Origin of the sequence: Pseudonocardia autotrophica (assembly GCF_003945385.1) — a bacterium.
GTDB classification, from domain to species: Bacteria; Actinomycetota; Actinomycetes; order Mycobacteriales; family Pseudonocardiaceae; genus Pseudonocardia; species Pseudonocardia autotrophica.
Genome location: NZ_AP018920.1, coordinates 1,774,962 through 1,799,034 on the forward strand (window position 1 = coordinate 1,774,962; position 24,073 = coordinate 1,799,034).

The following is a 24,073-nucleotide window of genomic DNA, read 5'->3' on the forward strand; positions in this document are numbered from 1 at the left end:
TGAGCGGGTGAGCACCCGGGCGGTCGGCGGAACCACCGCAGCCGCCGAACCGGCGCGCCCGGCAGCACAGCCGGGGAACGGGCCGGTGCCGCGGCGGAGGAGGGAGGAGGATGGTCTGCGATGACCGGGTCCGACCTGCCGACCGCGCGCCTGCTGCTGCGCCCGTGGACGCCGGCGGCCGTGGCGGCCGTCGTCGCGGGCACCCGCTGTGACGGCTGGGCCACCGACTTCCCCGCGGACGGCGACCGGGTCGTCGCCCGGCTCCTCGCCGGCACGCCGGACGGGCCCGGCTGGGGCCGCTACGGGCACCGGCTGCTGGTGGAACGGGCCACCGGGCTCGTCGTCGGCGGGGCGGGGCTGTTCCCGGACGGCGCCGGCGGGCTGGAGGTCGGCTACGGCGTCGTCGCGTCCCGGCGCGGTCGCGGGTACGCCGGGGAGGCCGCCCGGGCGCTGGTCGGGCTGGCCATGGCGGGCGGGGTGCGGCGGATCGTCGCCGGCGTCGAACCCGGCAACCTCGCCTCGGTGCGGGTGCTGGAACGGCTCGGCATGCAGCACACCGGGACCGTCGACGGCGTCCACCGATACGCGCTGCCATGACCCGGGCGCCGGTGATGGCGTCGGCGATGGTGGGGCCGGGCCCACCGGGGCCCGGCAACTAGGGTCGGGGCGTGCCCCGCCCCCGCCTCGTCGCACTGGACATCGACGGCACGATCGTCGACGGCAGGCTCCCGCCGAGCCCCGCCGTGCGGGCGGCGATCACCGCGGCCGCCGAGCACGCCGAGGTGATGCTCTGCACCGGCCGCACGGTGATCGGTGCCGCCGTGGCGCTCGACCAGATCGGGCTCACCAGCGGCGTCACGCTGACCTCGAACGGCGCCGTCGAGATGGACACCGCGTCCCGCGAGGTGCTCTCGGTGGCCCGGTTCGACGTCACCGCCGCCCTGACCCGGCTGCGCGAGCTGTTCCCGGACGCGGTGTTCGCGTCCGAGCACGTCGGCGTCGGCCAGCGGGTCAGCGGCCCGTTCCCGGACGGCCTGCTCGCCGGGACCGTCACCGAGGTCGGACACGCGGGCCTGCTGGCCGAACCGACCCCGAAGCTGATCACCTACTGGCCGGGGCGCACACCCGCCGAGACCGCGGCGCGCGCCGCCGCGCTCGACGTCGACGGCACCACGATGACCCTCGATCACGAACAGCCCTGGGTGACGCTGGTGCCGGCCGGGGTGTCCAAGGCGTCCGGCCTGGCCCGGGTCGCCGCGCGGCTCGGTATCGACCGGTCCGAGGTGCTCGCCGTCGGCGACGGGGACAACGACCGCGAGATGCTGCGCTGGGCCGGGCACGGTGTCGCGATGGGGCAGGCTCCGCCCGAGGTTCTGGCCGACGCCGACGAGATCACCGCGCCGGTCACCGACGACGGTCTCGCCGCCGCGCTGCGCCGAATCTTCCAGCGCCGGTTCTTCTAGCGCCGGTCCCACCAGCGCCGGTTCTGCCGGCGCCGGGACGCTAGTCGCGCAACGCGACCGGGGTGGCCGCGACCAGCGGTGTGGTCGGCTCCAGGGCCGCCCCGCAGGACGGCGGCCGCGGCGGCAGCCCGCTGTCGGCGCGCACGTCCACGGCCCACCGGCGGCCGTCCCGGGCCCGGACGACGACCGGGCCGGGGCCGTTCACCGGCTCCACGAGCAGCGCGCCCGCGTCACCGATGCCGGTGTGCTCACGGACCGCGAGCTCGGCGACCTGCGCGGCCGGCTCCAGCCCGGCGTGCCCGCGGCACGACCACGGATCGACGTTCCCGCCGCCGGCGGCCTTCAGCGCGGCGAGTGCGCTACCGGTGTCGAGCCGGCCATAGGTGTAGCCGGTCGGCAGCACCAGCGCGGTCGGTGCGAACCGGTGCCCGCCCAGGTGCGTGCACTCCCAGACGTCGGCGCCCTCGGCGGCCAGCTCCGCGGCCAGCGCCCGCCCCTGCACGGCACAACACACGTCGCGCCTGCCGTGTGCACAGACCAGCATCGCCGGATCGGTGACCGGCTCGCCGGCGTCCGGCTCGAAGGAGATCCCGGCCAGGTCGTCGGTGCTGCAGACGGTGCGGCTGGTCACCCGGGACGCACCCGGGGCGAGATCGGCGACGTAGACGGTACGTTCCCCGTCGCAGTCCCGCCCGGCCCGGCCGGTGCGCCGGATCAGCAGCAGCACCACGCCGTCGGCCCGCAGCCGGTGGAACAGCTCGGTGACATCCGGATCGGGATGGTCGGCGACCGTGCGCGGCCAGGCGCCGACGTGCTCCACGGCGACCAGCCGGCGCGCCGACGGGGCGGTGCCGGCCAGCGGTTCACCGGCGGCGCCGCTCAGCACCGCGCAACCGGTGCCCGGGCGGGCAGGGGCGGACGCGGAACCGCGCTGCACGTCCGTCACCGTCATCTGTGACAGTGTAGGGAAGGCGAGCCTAAGTTCAAGTCGGGAGTGCCCGGCCCACCCGGTCGGGGGTCATTCCCGCCCGGGCAGCTCCGCACGCAGCACCTTTCCGGTCTGGTTGCGCGGCAACTCGTCCAGGAAGTGCACGTCCCGCGGGACGGCGAACTTCGCCAGGTCGGACCGGACCTTCGTGCGGATCGTGTCGGCGGTCACAGTGCTGTCCCCGGCGTCGCGCACGACCCAGGCGGCCAATCGCTGGCCGTACTCGTCGTCGGCGACGCCCAGCACACACGCCTCGCGGACGCCCGGCATGCCGGAGACGAGCTCCTCCACCGGTCCCGGGTGCACGTTCTCCCCGCCGGAGACGATCATGTCGTCGGCCCGGCCGGTCAGGAACAACCGGCCCTGTGCGTCGAGGTGCCCGACGTCGCCGGTCCCGAGCAGTCCGTTGCGCTCCTCCAGGTCGGCCTCGCCGCCGGTGTAGCCGTCGAACGGCAGGTCGTTGCCCACGAACACCCGGCCCTCGACGTCCGGTCCGGCGGGCTCGTCGTTCTCGTCGAGGATCACCAGGGTGGTGCCGGCCGGGGCGCGGCCCGCGGTGCCGGGAGCGTCGCGCAGGTCCTCCGGCCCGGCGATCGAGACCCAGGAGACCTCGGTGGAGCCGTAGAGGTTGTAGAGGCAGTCGCCGAACCGGTCCATGAACGCGCCCGCCTGCCCGCCGGGCAGCGCCGAACCGGAGACCGCGACGATCCGCGGGGCGTGCTCCGAGCCCCAGCCCTGCGCCTGCGACTCGAGCACCCGCTGCAGCATCACCGGCACCGCGAACACCGTGGTGCAGCGCCGCTCGGCGACCGCGCCGAGGAAGCCCTCGGGGGTGAAGCGGCGGCGCAGCACCACCGTCGCGCCGTGCAGCGCGGCCAGCAGCAGCCCGGCGTTGCCCCAGGTGTGGAACAGCGGCGCGGCGATGTGCACCGGCTCGGCCGCGCGCAGCGGGATCGCCGAGAGGATCGACGCCGCCGGGGCGAGGGTGGACGGGTGCGGCCGCTTGGCGCCCTTCGGCGTGCCGGTGGTGCCCGAGGTCAGCACGATCTGCTTGGAGGGCTCCGGCCGGAACGGCAGCTCACCCGGCCCGCCCCGGGCGACCATCGATCCGAGATCGTCCAGTGCCCGGTCCCCGGCCGGTCGCGGACCGTCCGGTACGGACGTCAGCACCACCCGTGGCCCGGCCGGGACGATCTCCAGGAAGTCCTGGTCGACGACGACGGTGTGCAGTCCCTGCTCCTCCTGCACGCCGCGCAGCTGTTCGGCCGAGAGTCCGGTGTTGATCAGGACGATGTCGGCGCCCGTCTTCCCGGCGGCGATCATCGTCTCGATCGGGGCGCGGGCGTTGCGGCAGAGGACGCCGACCGGTGCGCCGGGTCCCGCGCCCGAGTCGAGCAGGGCCAGCGCCAGCCGGTCGGTGCGCTCCTCCAGCTCGGCGTAGGTGGTGACGCCGTCCTCGTCGACCACGGCCAGCCGGTAGGGGTGCCGGGCGGCGCCGACCGCGAAGGCCGCGGTGATGCTGTGGCCGTAGCGCACCAGGGCGCGCCCCATGCCGAACAGCCGGCCGGGCCCCACCGGGCGGACGACCCCGGACCGGGTCAGCGCGACGCCGGCCCGTGCGGTGCCGCTGCCCAGTTCGTAGGCGGTGCGGGCGGTGCCGGTCAGGCTCCGGATCAACGGGGAGGCGGCCATGAACCGCAGTCTCGCAGGGACATCCGGGTGGTCGCCGGACTCGTTGCGGTGATCTGTGTCAGAGCTCACGGGGCCTGTCCGTCATGTTTCGTAGAGTGAGGACGAAGTACCTGTGGGTGACCCAACGGTCGCCACCCTCCCACCACATCGTCGGGGATCCTGATGCGTCTGTACCTGCCTGCCCGCACGTCCGCCTCCGGCCGGACCCTCGCCCGGGCCGGTCGCCCGGCCAGGACCATGCCCGGTTCCGGCGGGATCGCCGGTGTCTGCCGGTGCGGCGAGGCCCGCCCGGCCGATGCGCGAACCGTGCTCTGGCGGGACTGTCCGTCGTGCACTCCGCAGCGGGTTCGCGCGGATCGCTGAGCATGCCGGGCGGTACCGCACCGGAGATGCGGCTGCGCGCACTCGAGCGCGACGACCTGCCGTTCGTGCACGAGCTGTCGAACGACTCCGGGATCATGTCCTACTGGTTCGAGGAGCCCTACGAGGCGCTCGTCGAGCTGCAGCAGATCTACGACCGGCACGTGCACGACAACCGGGAGCGCCGCTTCGTCGTCGACTGCGCCGGTGAACGGGCCGGCCTGGTCGAGCTGGTGGAGATCGACTACATCCACCGCAACGCCGAGTTCCAGATCATCGTGCACCCCGGGCACCAGGGCCGCGGGCTGGCCGGGCGGGCGACCTCCGCCGCGCTCGACTACGCGTTCGGCGTGCTGAACCTGCACAAGATCTACCTGGTCGTCGACGTCGAGAACCCCCGAGCGGTACGGGTGTACGAGAAGACCGGCTTCACCGTCGAGGGGACGCTGCGCGAGGAGTACTTCGCCGACGGCCGCTACCGGGACGCTCACCGGATGGCGATCCTGCAGCGCGAGCACCTCGGCCGGAGCTGAACCGGACCCCCGCGGGCCCGGACCGGCCGGCAGGGAGGGGGGCCCGTCGGCCGGCCCGGTGGGCGCCGGCCGCGGGCATGCGGCCGACGTCCGGCTGGTCACCGGCACCCGGGTCACGGAGGGCCGGTGAGCTGCCCGCCGGCGCGGCCGAGGCCGCGTCCACCCGTATGACGATGACACCGCCGAACAGTACTCGCTGAGGGTGTCGCTATGTCAACGTCTCCTCCGGAGGAGCCTGTGAGCTGCAGAGATCATGCGTCGATCGATGGCATCACGATGTCGCCGTGGTCAGTGTCCGGGTCGTGTCACCGTTGATCGGCGACGGCCACGGTGGGTCCGCGACGGCAGGCCGGAGCGGGCGTCCGCGGGTAGGATCCGGACCGATGTCCGGATCCTCGTCCTCGGGCGACGTGTACCCGATCGACCGGCTCGCGGCGCTGGCCGGGATGACCGTGCGCAACGTGCGCGCGCACCTGTCCCGCGGCCTCCTCCCGCCGGGGGAGATGCGCGGGCGCACCGCCTGGTACGGGCCGGAGCACCTCGCCCGCCTCGATCTGATCTCCGGGCTGCAGCGGCGCGGGTTCTCACTCGCCGCGATCGGAGTCCTGATCAACCAGACACCGTCGAGCAGCGCCGAGGAGGCACTGCGCCTCTACCGGGGGATGCTCGCGCCCTGGCAGCCCGAGGAGCCGGTCGAGATCGACGAGGCGGACTTCGGGAGCTGGGCGGGCACCGAGCTCCCGGCCGAGGCGGTCGCCCGGCTCACCGGGTCCGGGCAGGTGGAACGACCCCGGCCGGGCAGGCTGCGGATCCTCAATCCGTCGATGATGCGGGCCGGGGCACACGCCGTCGCGCTCGGTCTGTCGCCGGACGCCGTCCTCGGGGTCGGGGTGGAGCTGCGGGAACGCACCCGGGAGATCTCCGAGGTGTTCGTCGAGCTGTTCCGCGACGAGGTGTGGCGCCGGCACGTGGAGGCAGGTCTGCCGCGCAGCGGGGTCGCCGACCTGCGGACCGCGGTGGAGGCGCTGCAGCCGGTCGCGACCCAGTCGTTGCTGGGGGCGTTCCGGCAGACCATGCAGGAGGCGATGGACGACTTCATCCGGAAGCTCTCCGAGGACCTCGCGCCGACCGACCGCCCATCGACCGACCGCCCATCGACCGACCGGTAGCTCCACCCCGGACCGCGGTCCCTGCCGCGCCGGTCGCCGGTCGCTGTGGTCAGCGGGCCCGCCAGTAGCCGGTCGCGTAGACCGCCCGCCGGTCGAATCCCCGGTCGGTGAGCAGATGCCCGCGCAGCTCCTTGACCGCCGCGGACTCACCGGACAACCAGGCCTGCCCGCGCCCGTCCGGCAGGGTGGCCGCGCGGACCGCCTCGACCAGCGGCGTGCCTGCCGGGGCGTCGCCCCGGTGCACCCAGTCGACGACGGCGGCCCCCGGCAACCGCTGCTCCTCACCGGCGTCGGCGACCTCGATGACGGCCCGCACCGGGACCGCCGGATGGTCCGCGGCCAGTGTCTCGAGCACGGTGGCGACGGCGGGCAGCGCGGACTCGTCGCCGATCACGAGATGATGCTCGGCGTCCGGATCGGGCTCCCAGCGACCGCCCGGCTCGGAGACCCCCACCCACGCGCCGGGCGCCGCCGTCGTCGCCCATGCCGCGGCCGGGCCGTGACCGGCGTGCACGACGAAGTCGACGTCCAGCTCACCGTGTTCGCCGGCGTCGGGGGAGAAGCGGCGGACCGTGTAGGTGCGGATCGCGGGCCGCGCCTCGCCGGCCGGCCACACCGGGCCACCGGTGCTCGCCCGCGGCACCGCGGGCCGTTCCTGGCCCTCGACCGGGAAGAACATCTTGATCCGGCGGTCCGGGCCGTGGCCGGGGAAGTCGGCCAGCTCCTCGCCGGTCAGGGTCACCCGGATCATCGCGGGCGTGATCCGCTCGGTGCGGGCGACCTGGAGCAGGCGGGGTGCGGTCGTGCTCATGAGGGCCCAGTCTCCCGGACGCGGTCGACGACGCGTCCCGCGGCCCGGCCGGTGGAACCGCTACCGATCCCGCCGCCCCAGCCCGGCCAGCCCGGTCCAGGCGACCTCCATCAGGTACTCGGTCGCCTGCTCGGCGGTGACGGCGTCGTCCTGCCCGCGCCACACCGCGAGCCGCTCGCAGGCCCCGACGATCACCTGTGCCCAGCCGGTCAGCCGTTCCGGCGCGGTGCCGGGAACCTGCGCGGCGAGCAGCGCGGCGATGAAGTCGGTCTGCTGGGTGCGGATCTCCTCCAGTGCGGCGTCGGTGACCCGGGCCTCGGAGCAGAACAGCTGCCAGGCGGGTGCCCGCCGGTCCAGATAGGTGAAGAAGGCCAGCGTGCCGTCGCGCAGCATCGACTCCGGATCGGTCGTCGCGGCGGCCGCGGTGGCCACCACCTCGAGCAGCTCTGCCCTGGCCCGCGCGATCGCGGCGAGCAGCAGCCCCTCCTTGGAGCCGAAGTGCGTGTAGAGCACCGGCTTGGTGACACCGACCCGCTCGGCGACGGTGTCCATCGAGGTCGCGGCGTACCCGCGCTCCCCGAAGACGGCGACGGCGGCGTCCACGATCTGGCGTTCCCGCTCGGCCCGCGGCACCCGGCGCCGCGTGTTCGGAACGGCCCGCGGAGTCATGGCGGGAACGTTACCGGCAGTAGGTTACCCGTGGTATGTTACCGCAGGTAACACTCTTGGTCGGGAGGGCGCATGTCCGGGCAGCAGATCGACACACTGATCGTCGGGAGCGGGTTCGCCGGGCTGGGCGCTGCCGTCCGGCTGGACGAGGCGGGCCGCCGGGACTGGTTGATGCTGGAGAAGGCCGACACCCTCGGTGGCACCTGGCGGGACAACACCTATCCCGGCTGCGCCTGCGACGTGGAGTCGCACCTGTACTCGTTCTCGTTCTTCCCGAACGACGACTGGACCCGCACCTTCGCCCGCCAGGCCGAGATCCGCTCCTACCTGGAGGACGTCGCCGACCACTACCGGCTGCGCGGCCGGATCCGGTTCGGCGCGCACGTCACCGGCGCGGAGTGGGACGGCCGGTGCTGGGACGTGCGGCTGGCCGACGGCTCGGTGCTGCGCGCCCGCTACGTCATCTTCGGGACCGGCGCCCTGCACGAACCCGCCGTCCCCGAGATCGATGGCCTGGACCGGTTCGCCGGCACCGCCTTCCACTCCGCGCGCTGGCCCCGGGGTGCCGACCTGCGCGGCAAGCGGGTGGCGGTGATCGGGACCGGGGCGTCGGCGATCCAGTTCGTGCCCGCCGTCGCTCCCGTCGCCGAGCACCTCACGCTCTTCCAGCGCACCGCGCCGTGGGTGCTCCCGAAGCCGGACAAGCCGATCCGCGACCGCACCCGGAGGGCGTTCCGCCGGGTGCCGGGGCTGCGCGCCGGCTACCGGGCGGCGCTCTACTGGCGGCACGAGGCGATGGTGCTGGGCTTCCTGCACCCGCGGGTCATGAGGATCGCCGAGCGGGTCGCCCGGTTGTACCTGCGCCGGGTGTTCGCCGGTGATCCGGAGCTGCGCCGCGCGGTCACCCCGGACTTCACGATGGGCTGCAAGCGCGTCCTGATGAGCAACGACTACTACCCGGCACTGCGCCGCGACGACGTCGCCGTCGAGACCGCCGGGATCGAGCGGATCACCGAACACGGCGTCGTCACCACCGACGGAGTCCTGCACGAGGTCGACACGATCGTCTTCGGCACCGGCTTCCGGGTCGGCGAGGGGCTGGAACGGATGGCGATCACCGGGCGCGACGGCGTCAAGCTGTCCGAGGTGTGGCGCGACGGCGCGCAGGCCTTCCACGGCACCACGATCGCCGGCTTCCCGAACCTGTTCACCGTCGTCGGGCCGAACACCGGTCTCGGCCACAGCTCGATGGTGCTCATGATCGAGTCGCAGCTGAACTACGTGCTCGACGCGATGGCGCTGGTCGACCGCAACCGGGCCGTCGCGATCGACACCCGGGCCGACGTGCAGGACGAGCACAACGCCGAGCTGCAGCGCAGGCTCGGCGCCGCGGTCTGGGGATCCGGCGGCTGCGCCTCCTGGTATCTCGACCGCCACGGCCGCAACCGCACGCTGTGGCCCGGCTCCACCTTCGCCTTCCGCAACCGGACCCGCCGGGTCGATCCGGCCGCGCACGAGCTGGTCGCCTAGCGTGGTGTGCCGTGCACGTCTACGCGCTCGGCATGACCACCCGCTTCCGCGGGATCACCGTCCGGGAGGGGCTGCTGCTGCACGGCGCGGCCGGCTGGGGTGAGTTCTGCCCCTTCCCCGAGTACGACGACCGCGAGGCACTGGCCTGGCTGGCCGCGGCCCGGGAGGCCGCCGAGGACGGCTGGCCGGAACCGGTGCGCGACCGGGTGCCGGTCAACTGCACCGTCCCCGCGGTCGAGCCCGGGCACGCACAGCGGATCGTGCTGGCCTCCGGGGCGACGACCGCGAAGGTGAAGGTCGCCGAGCCGGGCGCACCGGCGGGCGCCGACGAGGAGCGGGTCGCCGCGGTGCGCGACGCGCTCGGCCCCACCGGCCTGGTCCGGGTGGACGCCAACGGGGCCTGGCCGGTCGACGACGCGATCGCCGCGATCCGCCGGATCGAGCGGGCGGCCGGGGGACTGGAGTACGTCGAGCAACCGTGCGCGACCGTCGAGGAGCTGGCCGCCGTGCGCCGCGCGGTGGACGTCCCGATCGCCGCGGACGAGTCGGTCCGCCGGGCCGACGACCCGATGCGCGTGGTGCGGGCCGGGGCCGCCGACATCGTGGTGCTCAAGGTCGCCCCGCTCGGTGGGGTGCGCCGCGCGCTGCGGATCGCCGCCGAGTGCGGGCTGCCGGTGGTCGTGTCGTCGGCGGTCGAGTCGAGCGTCGGACTGGCCGCCGGGCTCGCGCTCGCCGGGGCACTGCCCGAGCTGCACCACGCCTGCGGGCTGGGCACGGCGGCGCTGCTGGCCGACGACGTCGTCGCCGACGCCGACCGGCTGCTACCCGATGCCGGGACCCTCCCGGTGCCGCGGCGCGCCCCGGATCCCGTGCGCCGGGTGCAGGTCGCCGCCCCGCCGGAGCGCGACGCCTGGTGGCGGGCCCGGTACGCCCGGGTCGCCGCGCTGAGCTGATCGCCCCGTGCCCCGTCGCACACCCCTTCGCCCCGGTTCACACCCGCTGCAGCAGGTGTGAACCGATGCCAAGGGGTGTGCAGTGCGTCAGTACTGGTTGACCCTGGCCTCCCGGCGCATCGCCGCGTCGATCACCCGTGCCGGGCCGGGCACCCGGTACTGCCCCTTCACGAGCTTCCCGGCACTCGGGACCTCGCCCTTGCCGGGCCACGTCGCCGGATCCCACAGCGACGACCGCAGGAACGCCTTCGCGCAGTGCAGGTACAGCTCGTCGATCTGCACGACGATCGCCAGCTCCGGGGTGGAGCCCTTGACGGCCAGCCGATCGGCGAAGTCCGGCCGGTGCACGATCCTGGCCCGGCCGTTGACCCGGACGGTGTCGTTCGACCCGGGCACCATGAAGATCATCCCGACTCGCGGGTCGTGCAGGATGTTGCGCATCGAGTCGAGCCGGTGGTTGCCGCGCCGGTCGGCGAACGCGATCGCCCGGCCCTCGTCGAGCACCAGCACGCAGCCGGCCGGATCACCCCGGGGCGACACGTCGACGCCGTCCGGTCCGGTGGTGGCCAGCAGGAAGAACGGCGACGCCGCGAGCCACTCGGCGGTCACCGCGTCGACATGGTCCCGGTCCTTCTCCTTGATCGCCTTCGACGGTTCGACCACGATCTCCCGCAGCCGCGCCTCGTCGGTGATGTCCTCCATCCGGGCCCCCTTCGTTGTGAGGTGACCCTAACCGCCGGCGGGCGGGGCGGGAAGCGGCGGCCTAAGTTCGTCGGCGTGGGTGTGATCGTGATCGGGGCCGGCATCTCCGGAGTGACCTGTGCCGGGGAGCTCGCCGCCCGTGGGGTGGACGTCGTGCTGCTGGAGCGGGCCGGCGACGTCGGCGGCAGGCTCGCGGTGCACCGCCACGACGGGCGCCCGGCCGACATCGGGGCCGCCTACTTCACCGTGTCCGACGAGGAGTTCGAGGCGCGGGTCCGCCGCTGGCGCCGGGACGGGCTGGTGCGCGAGTGGACCGACACCCTCGCCGTCTTCGTGGCGGGCACCCGGGGCGCGGACAGCCCCGGCCCGATGCGCTGGGCGGCGCCCGGCGGCCTGCGCTCGCTGGTCACCGAGTCCGCGCGGGACCTGACGGTGCACACCCGGCGGGAGGTCCGGGAGGTCCGTCCCGGCCCGGACGGGCGGCCCCGGGTGGACGGCGAACCCTGCGACGCGGTCGTCGTCGCGATGCCGGATCCGCAGGCCGCCCGGCTGCTCGACCCGCACACCGCGGCCGGTGCGGCCGTCGCGGACCGGGAGTGGGACCCGGTGCTGGCGCTGACCCTCGGATTCGCTCACCGGGACTGGCCGGAGCTGCCGGCCGCGTTCGTCAACGACCATCCGGTGTTGTCGTCGGTGGCCGACGACGGTGACCGGCGGGGTGACGGCGCCCCGGTGCTCGTCGCGCACTCGACCGGCGCGCTCGCCCGGGCCTACGACGCCGTACCCGACGGCGCCACCGCGACGATGACCGCCGCCGTCCGCCGGCTGCTCGGGATCGGCGCCGAGCCGGAGTGGACGCACCAGCACCGCTGGCGGTTCGCCGCCCCGTGGGAGCAGCGGGAGCAGGCGTTCCACCTCGACGACGACGGCATCGGCCTGGCCGGGGACGGCTGGGGCCGGTCCCGGGTGCAGACGGCGTGGCTGTCCGGGCTCCGGATCGGCCGCGAGCTGGCCGGGCGGCTGGGCGGCTGAACGGATCGGCCGAGCCGTTCAGCAGAGCCGGGCGGCTGGACGGACCGGCCGAGCCGGGCAGCAGCGCCGGCCGGCGGGCGGCGCGGCCGAACGGCCTCAGGGCGTCGTCGCAGGCTCCCGGGAGAACCGCCGGGCACCCGGGGCGAGCGCGGCCAGCGCCGGGGCGAGCACGCACACCGCGGCACAGGCCAGCAGCACCGGCTGCACCCCGAAGGTGGCGATCGCCGGTGCGATCAGCGCGAGCCCGAGCGGGGCCAGGCCGTAGGAGAGCAGGAAGTCCAGCGAGGAGACTCGGGCCAGGGTCGCCGGATCCACCTCGCGCTGCACCGCGGTGAACCACGGGACGTTGAACAGCTCGATGCCGATCCCGCAGATCACGTAGGCCCCGACCACGACCCACACCGGAAGCGGGGTGAGCAGAGCAAGGGGGGCGAGTGCGTAGACCCCGAGCCCGGCCAGCGCGGTCCAGCCGCGGGCGGCCGGCCGCCACCGGGAGACCAGGACGGCGCCGAGCAGCGCGCCGGCGGTGTAGCCGGTGAGCGCGGCGGCGAGCACCGTCGCGCCGCCGTAGGTGTCCCGGCTGACCAGCGGCAGCGCCACCCCGGTCGCGGAGTACCCGGTCGCGATCACCGCGGTCAGCGCGCCCAGCCCGGCCAGGAACCAGGGGTGCCGCCGGGCCTCGGCGATCCCCTCGGCGAACTCCGCGACGAAACCCGGCCGGGCACCGGCGGGTGCCGGTCGGCGCAGGCCGCGCGGCGGCAACGCCGCGGCGACGACCCAGAGCGCTGCGATCACCAGTGCGATCACCCGCACCCCGGCGGCGGTCGCCAGCAGCGCGGTCAGGGCCGGGGCGACGAGCGTGCTGGCCCGCACCGAGAACGTCATGGCCGCGTTGGCCTGCTGTCGCCGGTCGGCGTCGACGACCTCGACGACCAGCGCCTGGAACGCCGGCCGGCAGGCACCCTGGCCGGCACCGGCCAGCGCACATCCGGCGAGCAGCAGCCAGAGCGGCCCGCCGAGCCCGCCGGCGACCGCGACCGAGCCGAGCACGGCTGCGGCACCGGACCAGCCGACGGTCGCCCGCCGGGAGTACCGGTCGGCCAGCACCCCGCTGACGGGGACGGCCGCGAGGAACCCCGCGGTGCGCACCCCGAGTGCCAGCCCGAGCCCGACCGCGGTGACCGAGCCGTCGACGACGGCCAGGCCGAGCACGAAGGGCAACGCCCACGTGGCCAGGCCGGACGCCGTCGTCCCGGTCCACAGCCGCAGGAAGGCGGGCTCGCGGAGCACCGACCGCGCCGTCACCGGCGCAGCTCCCGCAGGTAGCCGCCGAAGCGCTCCAGGCCGTCGATGTTGCGCGGGCCGGAGATGCCCTCGTTGTAGTCGAGCACGAAGAAGTTGTCGGACTGCACGGCCGGAACGCTCCGGAGGGTCGGGAGCGACTTCAGGAAGTCGATCTTCTCGGTGGCGGACTGGTCACCGTAGTCGAGGATCATGATGATCTCGGGCTGCCGTTCCACCACGGTCTCCCAGCCGACGTCGGTCCAGCGGCCGTCGATGTCGTCGAGGATGTTGCGGCCACCGGCGAGCCGGATGATGTCGTTCGGCGGCACCTGGTTCGCGGCGCTGTTCGGCCGGTCGGTGCCGGAGTCGTAGAGGAACACCGACGGCGGTGGATCCACCCGGGGCGCGGCAGCCTCGACCGCGGCGACCCTGGCCTGCATGTCGGCGACGACGGCGTCGGCCCGATCGGGCACCCGGAAGATGTCCCCGAGCCGGCGCATGTCCTCGTAGAGCCCCTCGATCGGGGTGACCCGCTGCGCGAAGCCCGGGTAGTTCCAGCAGGTCTCGGTGTGCATGAAGCTCTGGATGCCGAGCCGGTCGAGCAGCTCGGGGGTGATGCCACGCTCGTCGCTGAACCCGGACCGCCAACCGGCGACGACGAGATCGGCGCCCGCGTCGACGACCAGCTCGCGATTGAGCAGGTCGTCGGACAGCATCTCGACGCTCGCGTAGTCCTCGGCCCACGGCGACTCGGTGACCGGCGGGTTGGCCGGTGGCATCACGTAGCCGCGGACCTTGTCGGCGAGTCCGAGCGCGAACAGCTTGTCGGCGCTGCCGCCCTCGTAGGCGACGGCGCTGCGGGGTTCGCGGTACTCGACCGACTGGGCGCAGCGGGGGACGGTCGTCGTGGCCGCGGCATCGGCGTCGCCCACCTGCGCGCCGCAGGCGGTGGCGGTGAGCAGGGTGGCGAGCAGCAACGGGACGGCGCGGGTGGTCCGCACGGGGGCCTCCAGGGTGGGGGTGATCAGGGGAAGTGGGGGGCCGGCAGGGCGTAGAGCAGCCGGGGTGCGCCGGTCACCGGGTGTGCGACGACGTCGGCGTGCACCCCGAACACCCGCTGCACGAGGTCCGGGGTGAGCACCTGCTCCGGGCTGCCCGCGGCGACCAGCCGGCCGTCGTCGAGCACCCCGACCCGGTCGCAGACCGCGGCGGCGAGGTTGAGGTCGTGCAGCACGACGAGCACGGTCAGCCCGGCGTCGCGCAGCGCGGCGAGCAGGCCGAGCTGGTGGGCGATGTCGAGGTGGTTGGTCGGCTCGTCGAGCACCAGCACCTCGGGTGTCTGGGCCAGTGCGCGGGCGGCGAGCACCCGCTGGCGCTCGCCGCCGGACAGCGTCAGCACCCCGCGGCCGGCGAGGTGCGTGACGCCGACCCTGGCCATCGCCTCGGCGCAGATCCGCTCGTCCTCCGGGCCGGGGGAGCGGTGCCCGGCCAGGTGCGGGGCACGGCCGAGTGCGACCAGCTCGGTGACGGTGAAGTCGAGATCGGAGCCGTGGTCCTGGGTCATCGCGGCGATCCGGCGGGCGTTCTCGCGCAGGCCGGAGTCGGCGAGGTCGTGGCCGTCGAGGTGCACGGTGCCGCGGACCGGTCGCAGCGCACGGTAGATGCAGCGCAGCGCGGTGGACTTGCCGCTGCCGTTCGGCCCGACCAGCCCGACGACGGTGCCGGTCGCGACGTCGAGCGACAACTCGCGCACGATCTCCCGGCCGCCGGCGACGACCGAGATCCCCTTCAGTTCCAGACCCATCGGGTTCACACCCCGCCGAACACGTAGCCGCGGCGGCGCAGCAGCACCAGGAACACCGGGACGCCGACGAGTGCGGTGACCACGCCGAGCGGTAGCTCGCGCGGTGCGACGACGGTCCGTGCCAGCAGATCGACCCAGACCGCGAGCACCGCACCGACCAGCGGTGCGAGCAGCAGGACCCGGCCGTGCACCGCCCCGGTGACCATCCGGACGAGGTGCGGCACGATCAGCCCGACGAACCCGATCGCCCCGGAGACGGCGACCATCGAGCCGGTCATCAGCGAGGTGAGCACGAACAGCCGCCTGCGCAGGATGCGGGTGTCCACACCGGAGCTGGCGGCGGTCTCGTCGCCGAGCGCGAGCACGTCGAGATCGCGGGCCCCGGCCCGCAGCAACACCATGCCGGCCAGCACCACCACGGTGACCACCGGCAGCGACTCCCAGGTCGCGGCGCCGAAGCCGCCGAGGGTCCAGTAGAGCACCGTGGAGGTCGCCTCACCCTGCGGCACCAGGTAGATCAGCAGGGCCATCACGGCCTGGAAGGCGTAGGCCAGCGCGATCCCGGTGAGCACCAGGCGCAGCGGGCTGGTCCCGGCGGGCCCGCGCCGGCGGGCGGCGGCGTGCACCAGCGCGGCCGCGGCGAGCGCGCCGAGGAACGCTCCGACCGACAGCGCGTGGATCCCGGCGAAGGCCAGCGCGCCGGTCACCATCACGGTCACCGCACCGACCGAGGCACCGGAGGAGATCCCCAGTACGAACGGGTCCGCGAGCGGGTTGCGCACCAGCGCCTGGACCCCGACCCCGACCGCGGCCAGACCGGCGCCGACCACAGCGGCGAGCAGCACCCGCGGGGTGCGGAGCTGCCAGATGATCTCGTAGGTCGGCAGCTCGTCCAGGGTGATCGTGCCGCCGGCGAGCGCGGCGCCCAGATAGCGGAGCGTGTCGGCCGGGGGGACGGGTGCGGGCCCGAGTCCGATCGCCAGGACGATCGACACGAGCAGCGCGGCGGAGAGCCCGAGGGCACCTTTGATGAACATGATTATCGTGAGTGTTTATCAGCCGGACGAGCGAACGGCCAGAGCGGCGGCCTGTACCGCCGGTCACCGTTGCACGACCGTAATGATAATGATAGTCGTTAAAACATGACCACCTCATCCGTTCCCGTGACGCCGCGGGAGCTCCCACCACCGCTGCCCGCCACCCGGATCGCCGAGCTCAACCGGCCGGACGGCACGCTGCACACGACGCGTTCGCACAGCTGGAACGGACTGGAGCTCGACGTCCCGCCCGGGGTGTTCAAGCCCGGCCTGACCAGCGCGATGATCGCGGACCGGGTGCTGTCCGGGGAGATCGAGACGCGCGGACGCCGGTACCTGGCGATGGGCTGCGGGCTCGGCATCGAGGTCGTCGCGGCCGGGCTCCGCGGGGCCACGCACACCTGGGCGGTGGACGTCCATCCGGCGAGCGTCGAGACCGCCGTGCGGCAGCACCGGCGGTTCGCCGGTGGCGAGGCCTGCACCGGGGTCGTCGCCGACCTGCTGGACGGCGTGCCGGAAGGTATCGGTGTGGACGTCGTGACCTTCAATCCGCCCGCCGTCAGCGTCCCGGTCGCCGACGATCCGGACGTGGTGCGCAACGTCTGCCAGGGTGTCCCGCTGCTGCAGCGGTTCTTCGCCCAGCTCGCCGGGCGCGACGTGCTCGCCCCCGGCGCGGAGGTCTTCGTGATCGCCTCGAACACCGCCGATCTGCCAGGGCTGGTCGACGCGGCGGAGCGATCCGGGTTCGCCGCCGAGCTCGCGCTGCGCCACGACTGGGGCGACGGCGTGCTCACCCACCTGTTCCGCTTCACCCGGCCCGGGGCTCCGCGGTGAGCCGGGCCGTCGCGGACCTGCTGGACGAGGCGCTCACCGGGGGTGGGGACCCGCTGCCCGACGGCGACACCGCCACCAGCGTGTTCTGGCTGGGCCACGGGACCCGGCTGGCCGGCGGTCCGGTCACCTACCGCAACCACTACGTGCTGGTGCGGTGCGGCCGGGCGTTCGGGGCGGCGTCGGTGCGCGCCGGCGAGCTCGATCCGGTCGCCTGCCAGGACCTCTCCGGGCTCCCGCTGGCCGAGCTGATGGCGCCCGGGCAGCCGTACCCGGTCCGGATCGCTGCACTGGACGCCCGGCTCGCCGCGGCCCGCCCGTTCGCCACCGACCCCGCTGCCGAGCGGGTGGAGCTCCCCGCCGGGACCCCGGAGACGCGGGCGCTCGCCAGGGACGCGGCCGTCGCCGGGCTGCTCGACGTGCCCGCCGGGGCCCGGGTGGCGCTGATCGGAGTGGTGAACCCGCTGGTCGCGGCCATCCGGGAGCGCGGAGCGCAGTGCCTGCCGTGCGACCTGGATCTGCGGCGCACCCAGTGGGACGACCCGGTGTCGGACTCCGCGGACGAGGTGATCGACGCCGCGGACGCGGTCGTCGCGACCGGGATGACGCTGGCCAACGGCACGTTCGACCGGATCGTCGCGCGCTGCGGTGAGCGGGGCGTTCCACTCACCGTCTACGCCCAGACCGGGGCCGCGGTGGCGCGGGCGTTCCTCGGTGACGGGATCGCGGCACTGTCCGCGGAGCCGTTCCCGTTCTCCCAGTTCAGCGCGGACGCCACGGCGCTGTACCGGTACCGGACGGGCCGGTGAGGACCGGCCACGGGTACGGCAGCTGCCATCACGGGGAGCTGCTCCAGGGTTTCTTCCGCGGCCCGGGCGGGCGGCCCCGGCCCGGCCTGGTCACGCTGCCGTCGCCGGTCGCGGGCGTGCACGCCCGGTTCCGGCCGGACCCGGAGCCGGTCGGGGTGACGGTGCACCCGCGCGGCCGGACCAAGGCGGCCCACGCCGCGCAGCTCGCGTTGCGGGCGATCGCCCCGCCCGGTGGCCCCGCCGGTGGCCGGCTGCGGCTGGCCGGGCCGGTACCGACCGGGCTGGGGATGGGCTCGTCCACCGCCGACGTCGTCGCCGCGGTGCGCGCGGTCGCGGACGCCTGCGGGATCGTGCCCGATCCGCGCACGGTGGCCCGGATCGCGGTCGCGGCGGAGGGCGCCAGCGATCCGCTGATGTTCGACGACCCGGCCACCCGGCTGTTCGCGCAGCGTGACGGCGTCGTGGTCGAGGTGCTCGGGCCGGCGCTGCCGCCGCTGCTGGTGCTCGGCTGCCTGCTCGACGGCGGACGCCCGGTCGACACCCCGGCGGCCGAACCCGCGATCCCGCCGGACGGCGTCGTCGACGCCTACGAGGAGTTGCGCGACCGGCTGCGTGCGGGGCTGCTGCGGGCCGATCCCGCGGAGGTGGCCGCCGTCGCCACCCGCAGTGCCCGGCTGCACCGCACCGACGACCAGCTCGACCGGCTGCTCGGGGCGGCCGAGGTCCCGGGGGTGCTGGGCGTGCAGATCGCGCACAGCGGCAGCGTCGCCGGATTGATCGTCGATCCGGCAGGCCCCGATCCGGGGCGGGTGGTCGAGCGGGCGACCCGGGCGCTGCGCGCCGCGGGCCTGCCGTCGACCGGGCCGTTCACGGTCGGCACCGGTGTACCGGTGGCCCCGGTCGTGGCCGGGCTGCGCCGGTGAGCGCGGTGGAGCACGTCGCCGACGCCGTCGGGCGGCCGGATCTGATCCGGCTCGACGACGGCCTCTACTGCCTGCGGTTCGAGACGATGAAGGTGCTCAGCGCCGACGCCGCCGTCCGGCACCTGCTCGACACCGGCCGGATCGCGCCGGGCGACACCCTGCTGGACTCCTCCAGCGGCATCTACGCGATCGCGCTCGCGCTGGCCTGTCACCGCTACGGGCTGGGCTGCCACGTCGTCGGCTCGACCACCGTCGACGACGCGGTCCGGATCCAGCTGGAGCTGCTCGGCGCGAGACTGGACCCGATGCCCCCGTCGGACGATCTCAAGCTCGACCAGAGCAGGCGGGTCGCCCGGGTGCACGCGCTGCTGGCCGCCGATCCCCGGCTGCACTGGATGCGGCAGTACCACGACGACGTGCACCAGCTCGGCTACCGGCCGGTCGCCGAGACGGTGCGCGACGCGCTCGGCCCGGTCCCGCTGACGGTGGTCGGCGGGGTCGGGTCCGGGGCGTCCACCGGTGCGCTGGCCCGCTACCTGCGGGCCGCCGACCCGCCCGGCCGGCGCACCCGGCTGGTCGGGGTGCAGCCCTTCGGCAGCGTCACCTTCGGCAGCGAGCACGTCGCCGATCCGGACATCATCATCGCCGGGATCGGCAGCTCCATCCCGTTCGGCAACGTGGAGCACGCCGCCTATGACGTCGTGCACTGGACCGGTTTCGGCGCCGCGCTGTCCGGTTCGGTGGCGCTGCTGCGCCGGCACGCGGTGTTCGCCGGGCTGTCCGCGGGCGCGGCGCACCTGGCGGCCTGCTGGGAGCGGAGCCTGGACGTGGACCGCACCGTGCTGTTCGTGGCGCCCGACACCGGACACCGCTACGTCGGCGGGGTCTTCGCCCGGCACACCGAGGCCGAACCGGTCGAGGACCTGGCACCGCACCCGGTCGGCGACACCGCCGAGCTGGCACTGCCGTGGTCGCGGATGGAGTGGGCCGGGGCGCCGGCACCGCCCGCGGCGGTACCCGGGCCGGACGCCGCGATCCCGGCCCCGCGGGCACGCCCGGCCGGGGTGCACCCCGGCCGGGGCTGACCTGCTGCGGCCGGCGCCGGTCCGGGTTCGGTCCCACCGCCTCCGGTCCGGCTCCATCGGCCCGGTCCGGCTCGGTCCGCGCCGGATCCCGATCCCGGGCTGCACGGTGTGCGCCGGTCTGCGCGGGGTGAGAGCGCGGGGCGAGCGCTGGCCCGGTGCCGCGGCGGGACCTACCGTCACCGGCATGTCCGAGCGCGAACCCGTCGGTGACCACCTCCCCGATGGCCCACCCGTGGTCGTCGAACCGGAGGGCAGGCCGTTCGGCGGTTCGACCGGCCCGGCGGAGCTGCACCCGTCGGACCCGGACGCGGCGGGCCGGGCGGTGCTCGCCGAGCTGTCGCGGGTGCTGGGCGCCGACCAGGTCCGTACCGACCCGGACACCGTCCGGCCCTACGTACACGACGAGGCCGAGTGGGCCGAGCACGGGACCCCGCTGTGCCTGGTCCGGGCCCGTGGCACCGCCGACGTGGCCGCCGTGGTCGCCGCCTGCGCACGGCACCGGGTCCCGGTGGTCGCGCGCGGTGCGGGCACCGGCCTGTCCGGCGGCGCGAACGCGGTCGAGGGATGCGTGCTGCTCTCGCTGGAGCGGATGACCGCGATCCGGGAGATCTCGGCGGGGGAGCGACTCGCCGTCGTCGAACCCGGGGTGGTGAACGACGATCTGCGCGCCGCCTGCGCCGCGCAGGGCCTCTGGTACCCACCGGACCCGGCGTCGGCGCCCTGGTCGACGATCGGCGGCAACGTCGCCACCAACGCGGGCGGCCTGTGCTGCGTGAAGTACGGCGTCACCCGCGACTACGTACTGGCGCTCGAGGTCGTCACCGCCGACGGCGAGGTGGTGCGGGTCGGGCGGCGCACCGCGAAGGGCGTTGCGGGCTACGACCTGGCCGGGCTGATGGTCGGCTCGGAGGGCACCCTCGGCGTCATCACCGAGGTGACGGTGAAGCTGCGCCCGGCCCGTCCGGCGGCGCCGCGCACCGTGGTCGGGTTCTTCGACTCGCTCGCCGACTGCGGGGCCGCGGTCGCCGCCGTCACCGAACGCGGGTTGCAGCCCGCCGTGTTCGAACTGGTGGACCGGGAGTGCCTGGCCGCCGTCAACCGCTGGCGCAACGCCGGATTGCCGGAGGGGGCTGCGGCGCTGCTGCTCGCGCAGACCGACCTGCCCGAACCGGCCGCGGCGGCCGAGGCCGATGCGATCCTCGCCGCCTTCACCGAGCACGGCGCGACCGACGCGATGGCCTCCACCGACCCGACCGAGGCCGACGCGCTGTTCGCCGCCCGCCGGATGGCCTACCCGGCACTGGAACAGCTCGGGATGGGGATGCTCACCGAGGACGTCTGCGTACCCCGGACCCGGATGGCGCAGATGCTGGCCAGGATCGAGGAGATCGGCCGCCGGCTCGACGTCCGGATCGCCACCGTCGCGCACGCCGGCGACGGGAACCTGCATCCGCTGATGCTCACCCCGCACGACGATCCGGCCGCCAGGGACCGCACCCGCGCGGCGTTCGACGAGATCATCTCCGCGGCCGTCGAGCTGGGCGGCACGGTCACCGGTGAGCACGGTGTGGGTCTGCTGAAGCGGGACGGCATGGAGCGCGAGCTGGGTCCGCGGGTGGTGGCGATGCAGCGCGCGGTGAAGGCGGCGCTGGATCCGCACGGCATCCTCAACCCGGGCAAGGCCGTCTGAGCGATCCCCCGGATGGCGGCGACTACTCCGGGTGGTCGCCGGGAACCCCGATGGCATGAGTGACACCCGCACGACCAGCGCACCCTCCGAGGAACTGGCGTACCGCGGGCCCGCGCACACCGGGGCGCCCCGGCTGACCGGTCTGGCCGGGCTGCACGGCGTCCGCACGGTGACCGACGCGGAGGTCCGCGAGCACGAGCGCTTCGACACCCCGGATCTGCGGCTGTCCGCCGCCGGCATCGAACTCGTCGTCGAACGGGTCGTGCCGGACCGGGCGAGCCCCCGGCCCGGCACCGCGGCCTGGGTGCTGCGGCTCCCGGACGGTGAGCCCGATGACGAGCTGCGCATCGACCTGCCGGAACCGCAGGTGGAGGGTGCCGACACCGGGTGCGTCCCGGACGAGATCGATCTGCTGGTCCGGCGGGTGCGCGGGGACGGGGTGCTGGGCCCGGTCGGCCGGGTGCACGTGGTGCGGGCCGTCGAGCAGCTGCACGACGCCGCCGGTCGCGAGCTGGCGCTGCTGCGCCGCGACCAGGTCCGGGTCGCCACCCTCGGCGCGTCCACCGCGGTGGAGAGCTGGACCGAGACCGTCGTACGCCCCGGTGCCGCGCCGACGGCGCTGCTGCAGCAGCTCGACGAGGCGCTGCGCAGCACCGGACTGAGCCGCGGACCGGGCATCGCCCACCGCCGGCTCGGCGAGCTGCTCGCCGTCTCCGGCGCGGCGGAGCCGCCGCGGCGGACCGGCCGGCGGGGCAGCGCCGGCGCGGTGCTGCTCGGCTACCTGGGCGAGCAGGTCGACACGCTGACGGCCTGGGAGCGGGACCTGCGCGAGGACGTGCCGGACGCGGTGCACCAGATGCGGGTCACCGCCCGGCGGGCCCGCAGCGCCCTGCGCACCTACCGCAGGCTGCTGGAGGGCCCCCGGGCGGCGCACCTGATCGCCGAGCTGCAATGGCTGGGGCGTGCGCTCGCCGGGGAGCGGGACGCCGAGGTGCAGCAGGAGCGCCTCGACGCCCGGCTCGCCGAGCTGGAACCGGAGCTGCTGCTCGGGCCGGTGCAGGCCGCCGTCACCCGGCACTTCGCCCGGACCCGCGCCGAGACCGGTGCGGCCGTGCTGGAGGTCGTCGACGGCGAGCGGTACGCCGCGCTGAAGGGCGCACTGCGCAGGCTGCTGGCCGATCCGCCGCTGTCCTCGCGGGCGGAGCGCCCGGCCGGACGGACGATGCCCGCGATGGCCGGGCGCACCGCCCGGAAACTGGACCGCCGGATGGAACGCGCACTGGGCGACCTGGAGGCCGGTCAGGTGGCGCCGCTGTCGCTGCACGACGCCCGCAAGACCGGCAAGCAGCTCCGGTACGCCACCGAGGTGATCCGGCCGGTCGCCGGCTCGGACGCGCGGCGGTTCGCGAAGCGGCTCAAGCGGGTGCAGCGGGTGCTGGGCGACCACCAGGACGTCGTCGTCTCCCGGGACCTGCTGCGCACCCTCGGTGCCCGCGCCGGCGCGGAGAACGGCAACGGTTTCACCTTCGGGGTGCTGCACGGCCGGGACACCGCCCGGATGCTGGAGCTGGAGCGGCGGCTGCCCGGCGTCTGGAAGGAGGTGTGGACGTCGCGGGCCCGGCGCTGGATGCGCGGCTAGCCTGACCCGGGTGAGCGAACCCCGCGACGCCGTGGCCGACCTGCGGCGGATCGCGTTCCTGCTGGAACGGGCCGGTGAGTCGACCTACCGGGTCCGGGCGTTCCGCACGGCGGCGGCCGCGCTGCGCGGCCGGGACCCCGACGAGCTCCGCCGGCTGCACGCCTCCGGCGGGCTGACCGAGTTGCGCGGCGTCGGCGAGGTCACCGCGCGCTGTGTCGGTGAGTCGGTGTCCGGTGAGGAGCCGGTGTACCTGCGCCGGCTGGAGGACGCGGTGGCCAGGGCCGACGCCGACGGCGTCCCGCTGGCCGACGCCGCGCAGCGGCTGCGGGAGTCGCTGCGCGGGGACTGCCACAGCCACACCGACGCCTCCGACGGCGGCTCGCCGCTCGCCGAGATGGCCGAGACCGCGATCGGGCTCGGCCACGACTACCTCGTCGTCACCGACCACTCGCCGCGGCTCACCGTGGCGAACGGGCTCTCCGCCGAGCGGCTGCGCCACCAGCTCGACGACGTCGCGGCGTTGAACGAGCGGATCGGGGCCACCGGGTCCGGCTTCCGGGTGCTCACCGGGATCGAGGTCGACATCCTCGACGACGGCGGACTCGACCAGTCCGAGGAGCTGCTGGCACGGCTGGACGTCGTGGTGGCCAGCGTGCACTCGAAGCTGCGGATGCCGCGCGCGGAGATGACCGAGCGGATGCTCGCCGCGGTCGCGAACCCGCACGTCGACGTACTCGGGCACTGCACCGGCCGGATGGTCACCGGCCGCCGCAAGCGCCCGGAGTCCGAGTTCGACGCGCCCCGGGTGTTCGACGCCTGCGCCGAGCACGGGGTGGCCGTCGAGATCAACTCGCGGCCGGAGCGGCTGGATCCGCCGAAGCGGCTGCTGCGTCTCGCCGTCGAGGCGGGCTGTGACTTCACCATCGACACCGACGCGCACGCCCCCGGCCAGCTCGACTGGCTCGACCACGGCTGCGCCAGGGCGGTGGCCTGCGGGGTGCCGCCGGAGCGGGTCCGCAACACCCGCGACGCGGCGGGACTGCTGGGGAGCTGAGCCGGGGCCGGGGAC

General features: G+C 74.9%; 23 protein-coding genes. 14 read left to right on the plus strand and 9 right to left on the minus strand.

Annotated features, from left to right (window positions below):
- Positions 1 to 120: 120 nt before the first annotated feature.
- Both Pdca_RS08590 and Pdca_RS08595 read left to right on the plus strand, forming a co-directional pair.
- Positions 121 to 597 carry a GNAT family N-acetyltransferase gene (locus tag Pdca_RS08590; protein WP_085913736.1) on the plus strand — a complete coding sequence of 159 codons (477 nt, stop codon included), beginning with the start codon at positions 121 to 123 and terminating at the stop codon, positions 595 to 597.
- A gap of 71 nt (positions 598 to 668) precedes the next feature.
- Entirely contained in the window at positions 669 to 1,463 is a 795-nt protein-coding gene (locus Pdca_RS08595) for an HAD family hydrolase (RefSeq protein WP_085913735.1), read from the plus strand.
- A gap of 40 nt (positions 1,464 to 1,503) precedes the next feature.
- Here the strand turns inward: Pdca_RS08595 and Pdca_RS08600 are convergent, their stop codons facing one another.
- Together Pdca_RS08600 and Pdca_RS08605 are read right to left on the minus strand one after the other, a co-directional pair.
- Positions 1,504 to 2,415, minus strand: a complete 912-nt coding sequence (locus tag Pdca_RS08600) for a sucrase ferredoxin (protein ID WP_085913734.1) — start codon at positions 2,413 to 2,415, stop codon at positions 1,504 to 1,506.
- A 66-nt stretch (positions 2,416 to 2,481) separates the two neighbouring features.
- A complete protein-coding gene (locus tag Pdca_RS08605) occupies positions 2,482 to 4,143 on the minus strand; it encodes an AMP-binding protein (protein ID WP_085913733.1) in 1,662 nt (553 codons plus the stop codon).
- A gap of 365 nt (positions 4,144 to 4,508) precedes the next feature.
- Here Pdca_RS08605 and speG point away from each other — a divergent pair, with 365 nt between their 5' ends.
- Together speG and Pdca_RS08615 are read left to right on the plus strand one after the other, a co-directional pair.
- Positions 4,509 to 5,036: a spermidine N1-acetyltransferase gene (gene speG, locus Pdca_RS08610; protein ID WP_166665921.1), complete on the plus strand. Its 528-nt coding sequence runs from the start codon at positions 4,509 to 4,511 to the stop codon at positions 5,034 to 5,036.
- Between the two features lie 383 nt (positions 5,037 to 5,419).
- Entirely contained in the window at positions 5,420 to 6,205 is a 786-nt protein-coding gene (locus tag Pdca_RS08615) for a MerR family transcriptional regulator (RefSeq protein ID WP_085913732.1), read from the plus strand.
- 49 nt (positions 6,206 to 6,254) lie between these two features.
- Here the strand turns inward: Pdca_RS08615 and Pdca_RS08620 are convergent, their stop codons facing one another.
- On the minus strand, positions 6,255 to 7,016 hold the full coding sequence (locus Pdca_RS08620; RefSeq protein ID WP_085913731.1) for a siderophore-interacting protein: 762 nt from the start codon (positions 7,014 to 7,016) through the stop codon (positions 6,255 to 6,257).
- Positions 7,017 to 7,076: 60 nt separating this feature from the next.
- Positions 7,077 to 7,685 carry a TetR/AcrR family transcriptional regulator gene (locus tag Pdca_RS08625; protein ID WP_166665922.1) on the minus strand — a complete coding sequence of 203 codons (609 nt, stop codon included), beginning with the start codon at positions 7,683 to 7,685 and terminating at the stop codon, positions 7,077 to 7,079.
- A 72-nt stretch (positions 7,686 to 7,757) separates the two neighbouring features.
- Here Pdca_RS08625 and Pdca_RS08630 point away from each other — a divergent pair, with 72 nt between their 5' ends.
- Together Pdca_RS08630 and Pdca_RS08635 are read left to right on the plus strand one after the other, a co-directional pair.
- A complete protein-coding gene (locus Pdca_RS08630) occupies positions 7,758 to 9,215 on the plus strand; it encodes a flavin-containing monooxygenase (protein ID WP_085913730.1) in 1,458 nt (485 codons plus the stop codon).
- A gap of 11 nt (positions 9,216 to 9,226) precedes the next feature.
- Positions 9,227 to 10,168: an o-succinylbenzoate synthase gene (locus Pdca_RS08635; protein WP_085913729.1), complete on the plus strand. Its 942-nt coding sequence runs from the start codon at positions 9,227 to 9,229 to the stop codon at positions 10,166 to 10,168.
- Positions 10,169 to 10,255: 87 nt separating this feature from the next.
- Here Pdca_RS08635 and Pdca_RS08640 read toward each other — a convergent pair whose 3' ends face one another.
- Positions 10,256 to 10,870 (minus strand): MSMEG_1061 family FMN-dependent PPOX-type flavoprotein, encoded by a 615-nt coding sequence (locus Pdca_RS08640; protein ID WP_085913728.1) that lies wholly within the window; start codon positions 10,868 to 10,870, stop codon positions 10,256 to 10,258.
- Positions 10,871 to 10,945: 75 nt separating this feature from the next.
- Between Pdca_RS08640 and Pdca_RS08645 the strand changes: the two genes are divergently transcribed.
- Positions 10,946 to 11,902, plus strand: a complete 957-nt coding sequence (locus Pdca_RS08645; protein WP_232021472.1) for an NAD(P)/FAD-dependent oxidoreductase — start codon at positions 10,946 to 10,948, stop codon at positions 11,900 to 11,902.
- Positions 11,903 to 11,998: 96 nt separating this feature from the next.
- On the opposite strand, the gene Pdca_RS08650 is transcribed toward Pdca_RS08645, so the two are convergent.
- The 4 genes from Pdca_RS08650 to Pdca_RS08665 are packed head-to-tail and all read right to left on the minus strand — an operon-like array spanning position 11,999 to position 16,027.
- Positions 11,999 to 13,207 (minus strand): MFS transporter, encoded by a 1,209-nt coding sequence (locus Pdca_RS08650; protein ID WP_232021473.1) that lies wholly within the window; start codon positions 13,205 to 13,207, stop codon positions 11,999 to 12,001.
- Positions 13,204 to 14,187 (minus strand): ABC transporter substrate-binding protein, encoded by a 984-nt coding sequence (locus tag Pdca_RS08655; protein WP_174824342.1) that lies wholly within the window; start codon positions 14,185 to 14,187, stop codon positions 13,204 to 13,206. The genes Pdca_RS08650 and Pdca_RS08655 overlap by 4 nt, the downstream gene beginning before the upstream one ends.
- Before the next feature lie 23 nt (positions 14,188 to 14,210).
- Positions 14,211 to 14,990 carry an ABC transporter ATP-binding protein gene (locus tag Pdca_RS08660; protein ID WP_085913806.1) on the minus strand — a complete coding sequence of 260 codons (780 nt, stop codon included), beginning with the start codon at positions 14,988 to 14,990 and terminating at the stop codon, positions 14,211 to 14,213.
- 5 nt (positions 14,991 to 14,995) lie between these two features.
- Entirely contained in the window at positions 14,996 to 16,027 is a 1,032-nt protein-coding gene (locus Pdca_RS08665) for a FecCD family ABC transporter permease (protein WP_085913727.1), read from the minus strand.
- Between the two features lie 105 nt (positions 16,028 to 16,132).
- Here Pdca_RS08665 and Pdca_RS08670 point away from each other — a divergent pair, with 105 nt between their 5' ends.
- The 7 genes from Pdca_RS08670 to Pdca_RS08700 all read left to right on the plus strand — a co-directional run bounded on the left by Pdca_RS08670 (position 16,133) and on the right by Pdca_RS08700 (position 24,058).
- A complete protein-coding gene (locus Pdca_RS08670; RefSeq protein ID WP_085913726.1) occupies positions 16,133 to 16,861 on the plus strand; it encodes a class I SAM-dependent methyltransferase in 729 nt (242 codons plus the stop codon).
- Positions 16,858 to 17,667 (plus strand): Rossmann-like domain-containing protein, encoded by an 810-nt coding sequence (locus Pdca_RS08675; RefSeq protein WP_174824343.1) that lies wholly within the window; start codon positions 16,858 to 16,860, stop codon positions 17,665 to 17,667. The genes Pdca_RS08670 and Pdca_RS08675 overlap by 4 nt, the downstream gene beginning before the upstream one ends.
- Positions 17,664 to 18,590, plus strand: a complete 927-nt coding sequence (locus Pdca_RS08680; protein ID WP_085913725.1) for a GHMP family kinase ATP-binding protein — start codon at positions 17,664 to 17,666, stop codon at positions 18,588 to 18,590. Before Pdca_RS08675 ends, Pdca_RS08680 begins: the two co-directional genes overlap by 4 nt.
- Complete coding sequence (locus tag Pdca_RS08685) at positions 18,587 to 19,675, plus strand: pyridoxal-phosphate dependent enzyme (RefSeq protein ID WP_232021474.1); 1,089 nt, start codon at positions 18,587 to 18,589, stop codon at positions 19,673 to 19,675. Before Pdca_RS08680 ends, Pdca_RS08685 begins: the two co-directional genes overlap by 4 nt.
- Before the next feature lie 184 nt (positions 19,676 to 19,859).
- Positions 19,860 to 21,365: an FAD-binding oxidoreductase gene (locus Pdca_RS08690; protein ID WP_085913724.1), complete on the plus strand. Its 1,506-nt coding sequence runs from the start codon at positions 19,860 to 19,862 to the stop codon at positions 21,363 to 21,365.
- Positions 21,366 to 21,420: 55 nt separating this feature from the next.
- Positions 21,421 to 23,004 carry a CYTH and CHAD domain-containing protein gene (locus Pdca_RS08695; RefSeq protein WP_125911326.1) on the plus strand — a complete coding sequence of 528 codons (1,584 nt, stop codon included), beginning with the start codon at positions 21,421 to 21,423 and terminating at the stop codon, positions 23,002 to 23,004.
- Positions 23,005 to 23,014: 10 nt separating this feature from the next.
- On the plus strand, positions 23,015 to 24,058 hold the full coding sequence (locus tag Pdca_RS08700; RefSeq protein ID WP_085913722.1) for a PHP domain-containing protein: 1,044 nt from the start codon (positions 23,015 to 23,017) through the stop codon (positions 24,056 to 24,058).
- Positions 24,059 to 24,073 lie beyond the last annotated feature (15 nt).

Coding starts and splice junctions, on each gene's coding strand:
- Pdca_RS08590 (WP_085913736.1), top strand. CDS start 121: ATGACCGGGTCCGACCTGCCGACCGCGCGCCTGCTGCTGCGCCCGTGG.
- Pdca_RS08605 (WP_085913733.1), bottom strand. CDS start 4,143: ATGGCCGCCTCCCCGTTGATCCGGAGCCTGACCGGCACCGCCCGCACC.
- Pdca_RS08600 (WP_085913734.1), bottom strand. CDS start 2,415: ATGACGGTGACGGACGTGCAGCGCGGTTCCGCGTCCGCCCCTGCCCGC.
- Pdca_RS08630 (WP_085913730.1), top strand. CDS start 7,758: ATGTCCGGGCAGCAGATCGACACACTGATCGTCGGGAGCGGGTTCGCC.
- Pdca_RS08615 (WP_085913732.1), top strand. CDS start 5,420: ATGTCCGGATCCTCGTCCTCGGGCGACGTGTACCCGATCGACCGGCTC.
- Pdca_RS08695 (WP_125911326.1), top strand. CDS start 21,421: ATGAGTGACACCCGCACGACCAGCGCACCCTCCGAGGAACTGGCGTAC.
- Pdca_RS08690 (WP_085913724.1), top strand. CDS start 19,860: ATGTCCGAGCGCGAACCCGTCGGTGACCACCTCCCCGATGGCCCACCC.
- Pdca_RS08625 (WP_166665922.1), bottom strand. CDS start 7,685: ATGACTCCGCGGGCCGTTCCGAACACGCGGCGCCGGGTGCCGCGGGCC.
- Pdca_RS08670 (WP_085913726.1), top strand. CDS start 16,133: ATGACCACCTCATCCGTTCCCGTGACGCCGCGGGAGCTCCCACCACCG.
- Pdca_RS08665 (WP_085913727.1), bottom strand. CDS start 16,027: ATGTTCATCAAAGGTGCCCTCGGGCTCTCCGCCGCGCTGCTCGTGTCG.
- Pdca_RS08640 (WP_085913728.1), bottom strand. CDS start 10,870: ATGGAGGACATCACCGACGAGGCGCGGCTGCGGGAGATCGTGGTCGAA.
- speG (WP_166665921.1), top strand. CDS start 4,509: ATGCCGGGCGGTACCGCACCGGAGATGCGGCTGCGCGCACTCGAGCGC.
- Pdca_RS08660 (WP_085913806.1), bottom strand. CDS start 14,990: ATGGGTCTGGAACTGAAGGGGATCTCGGTCGTCGCCGGCGGCCGGGAG.
- Pdca_RS08620 (WP_085913731.1), bottom strand. CDS start 7,016: ATGAGCACGACCGCACCCCGCCTGCTCCAGGTCGCCCGCACCGAGCGG.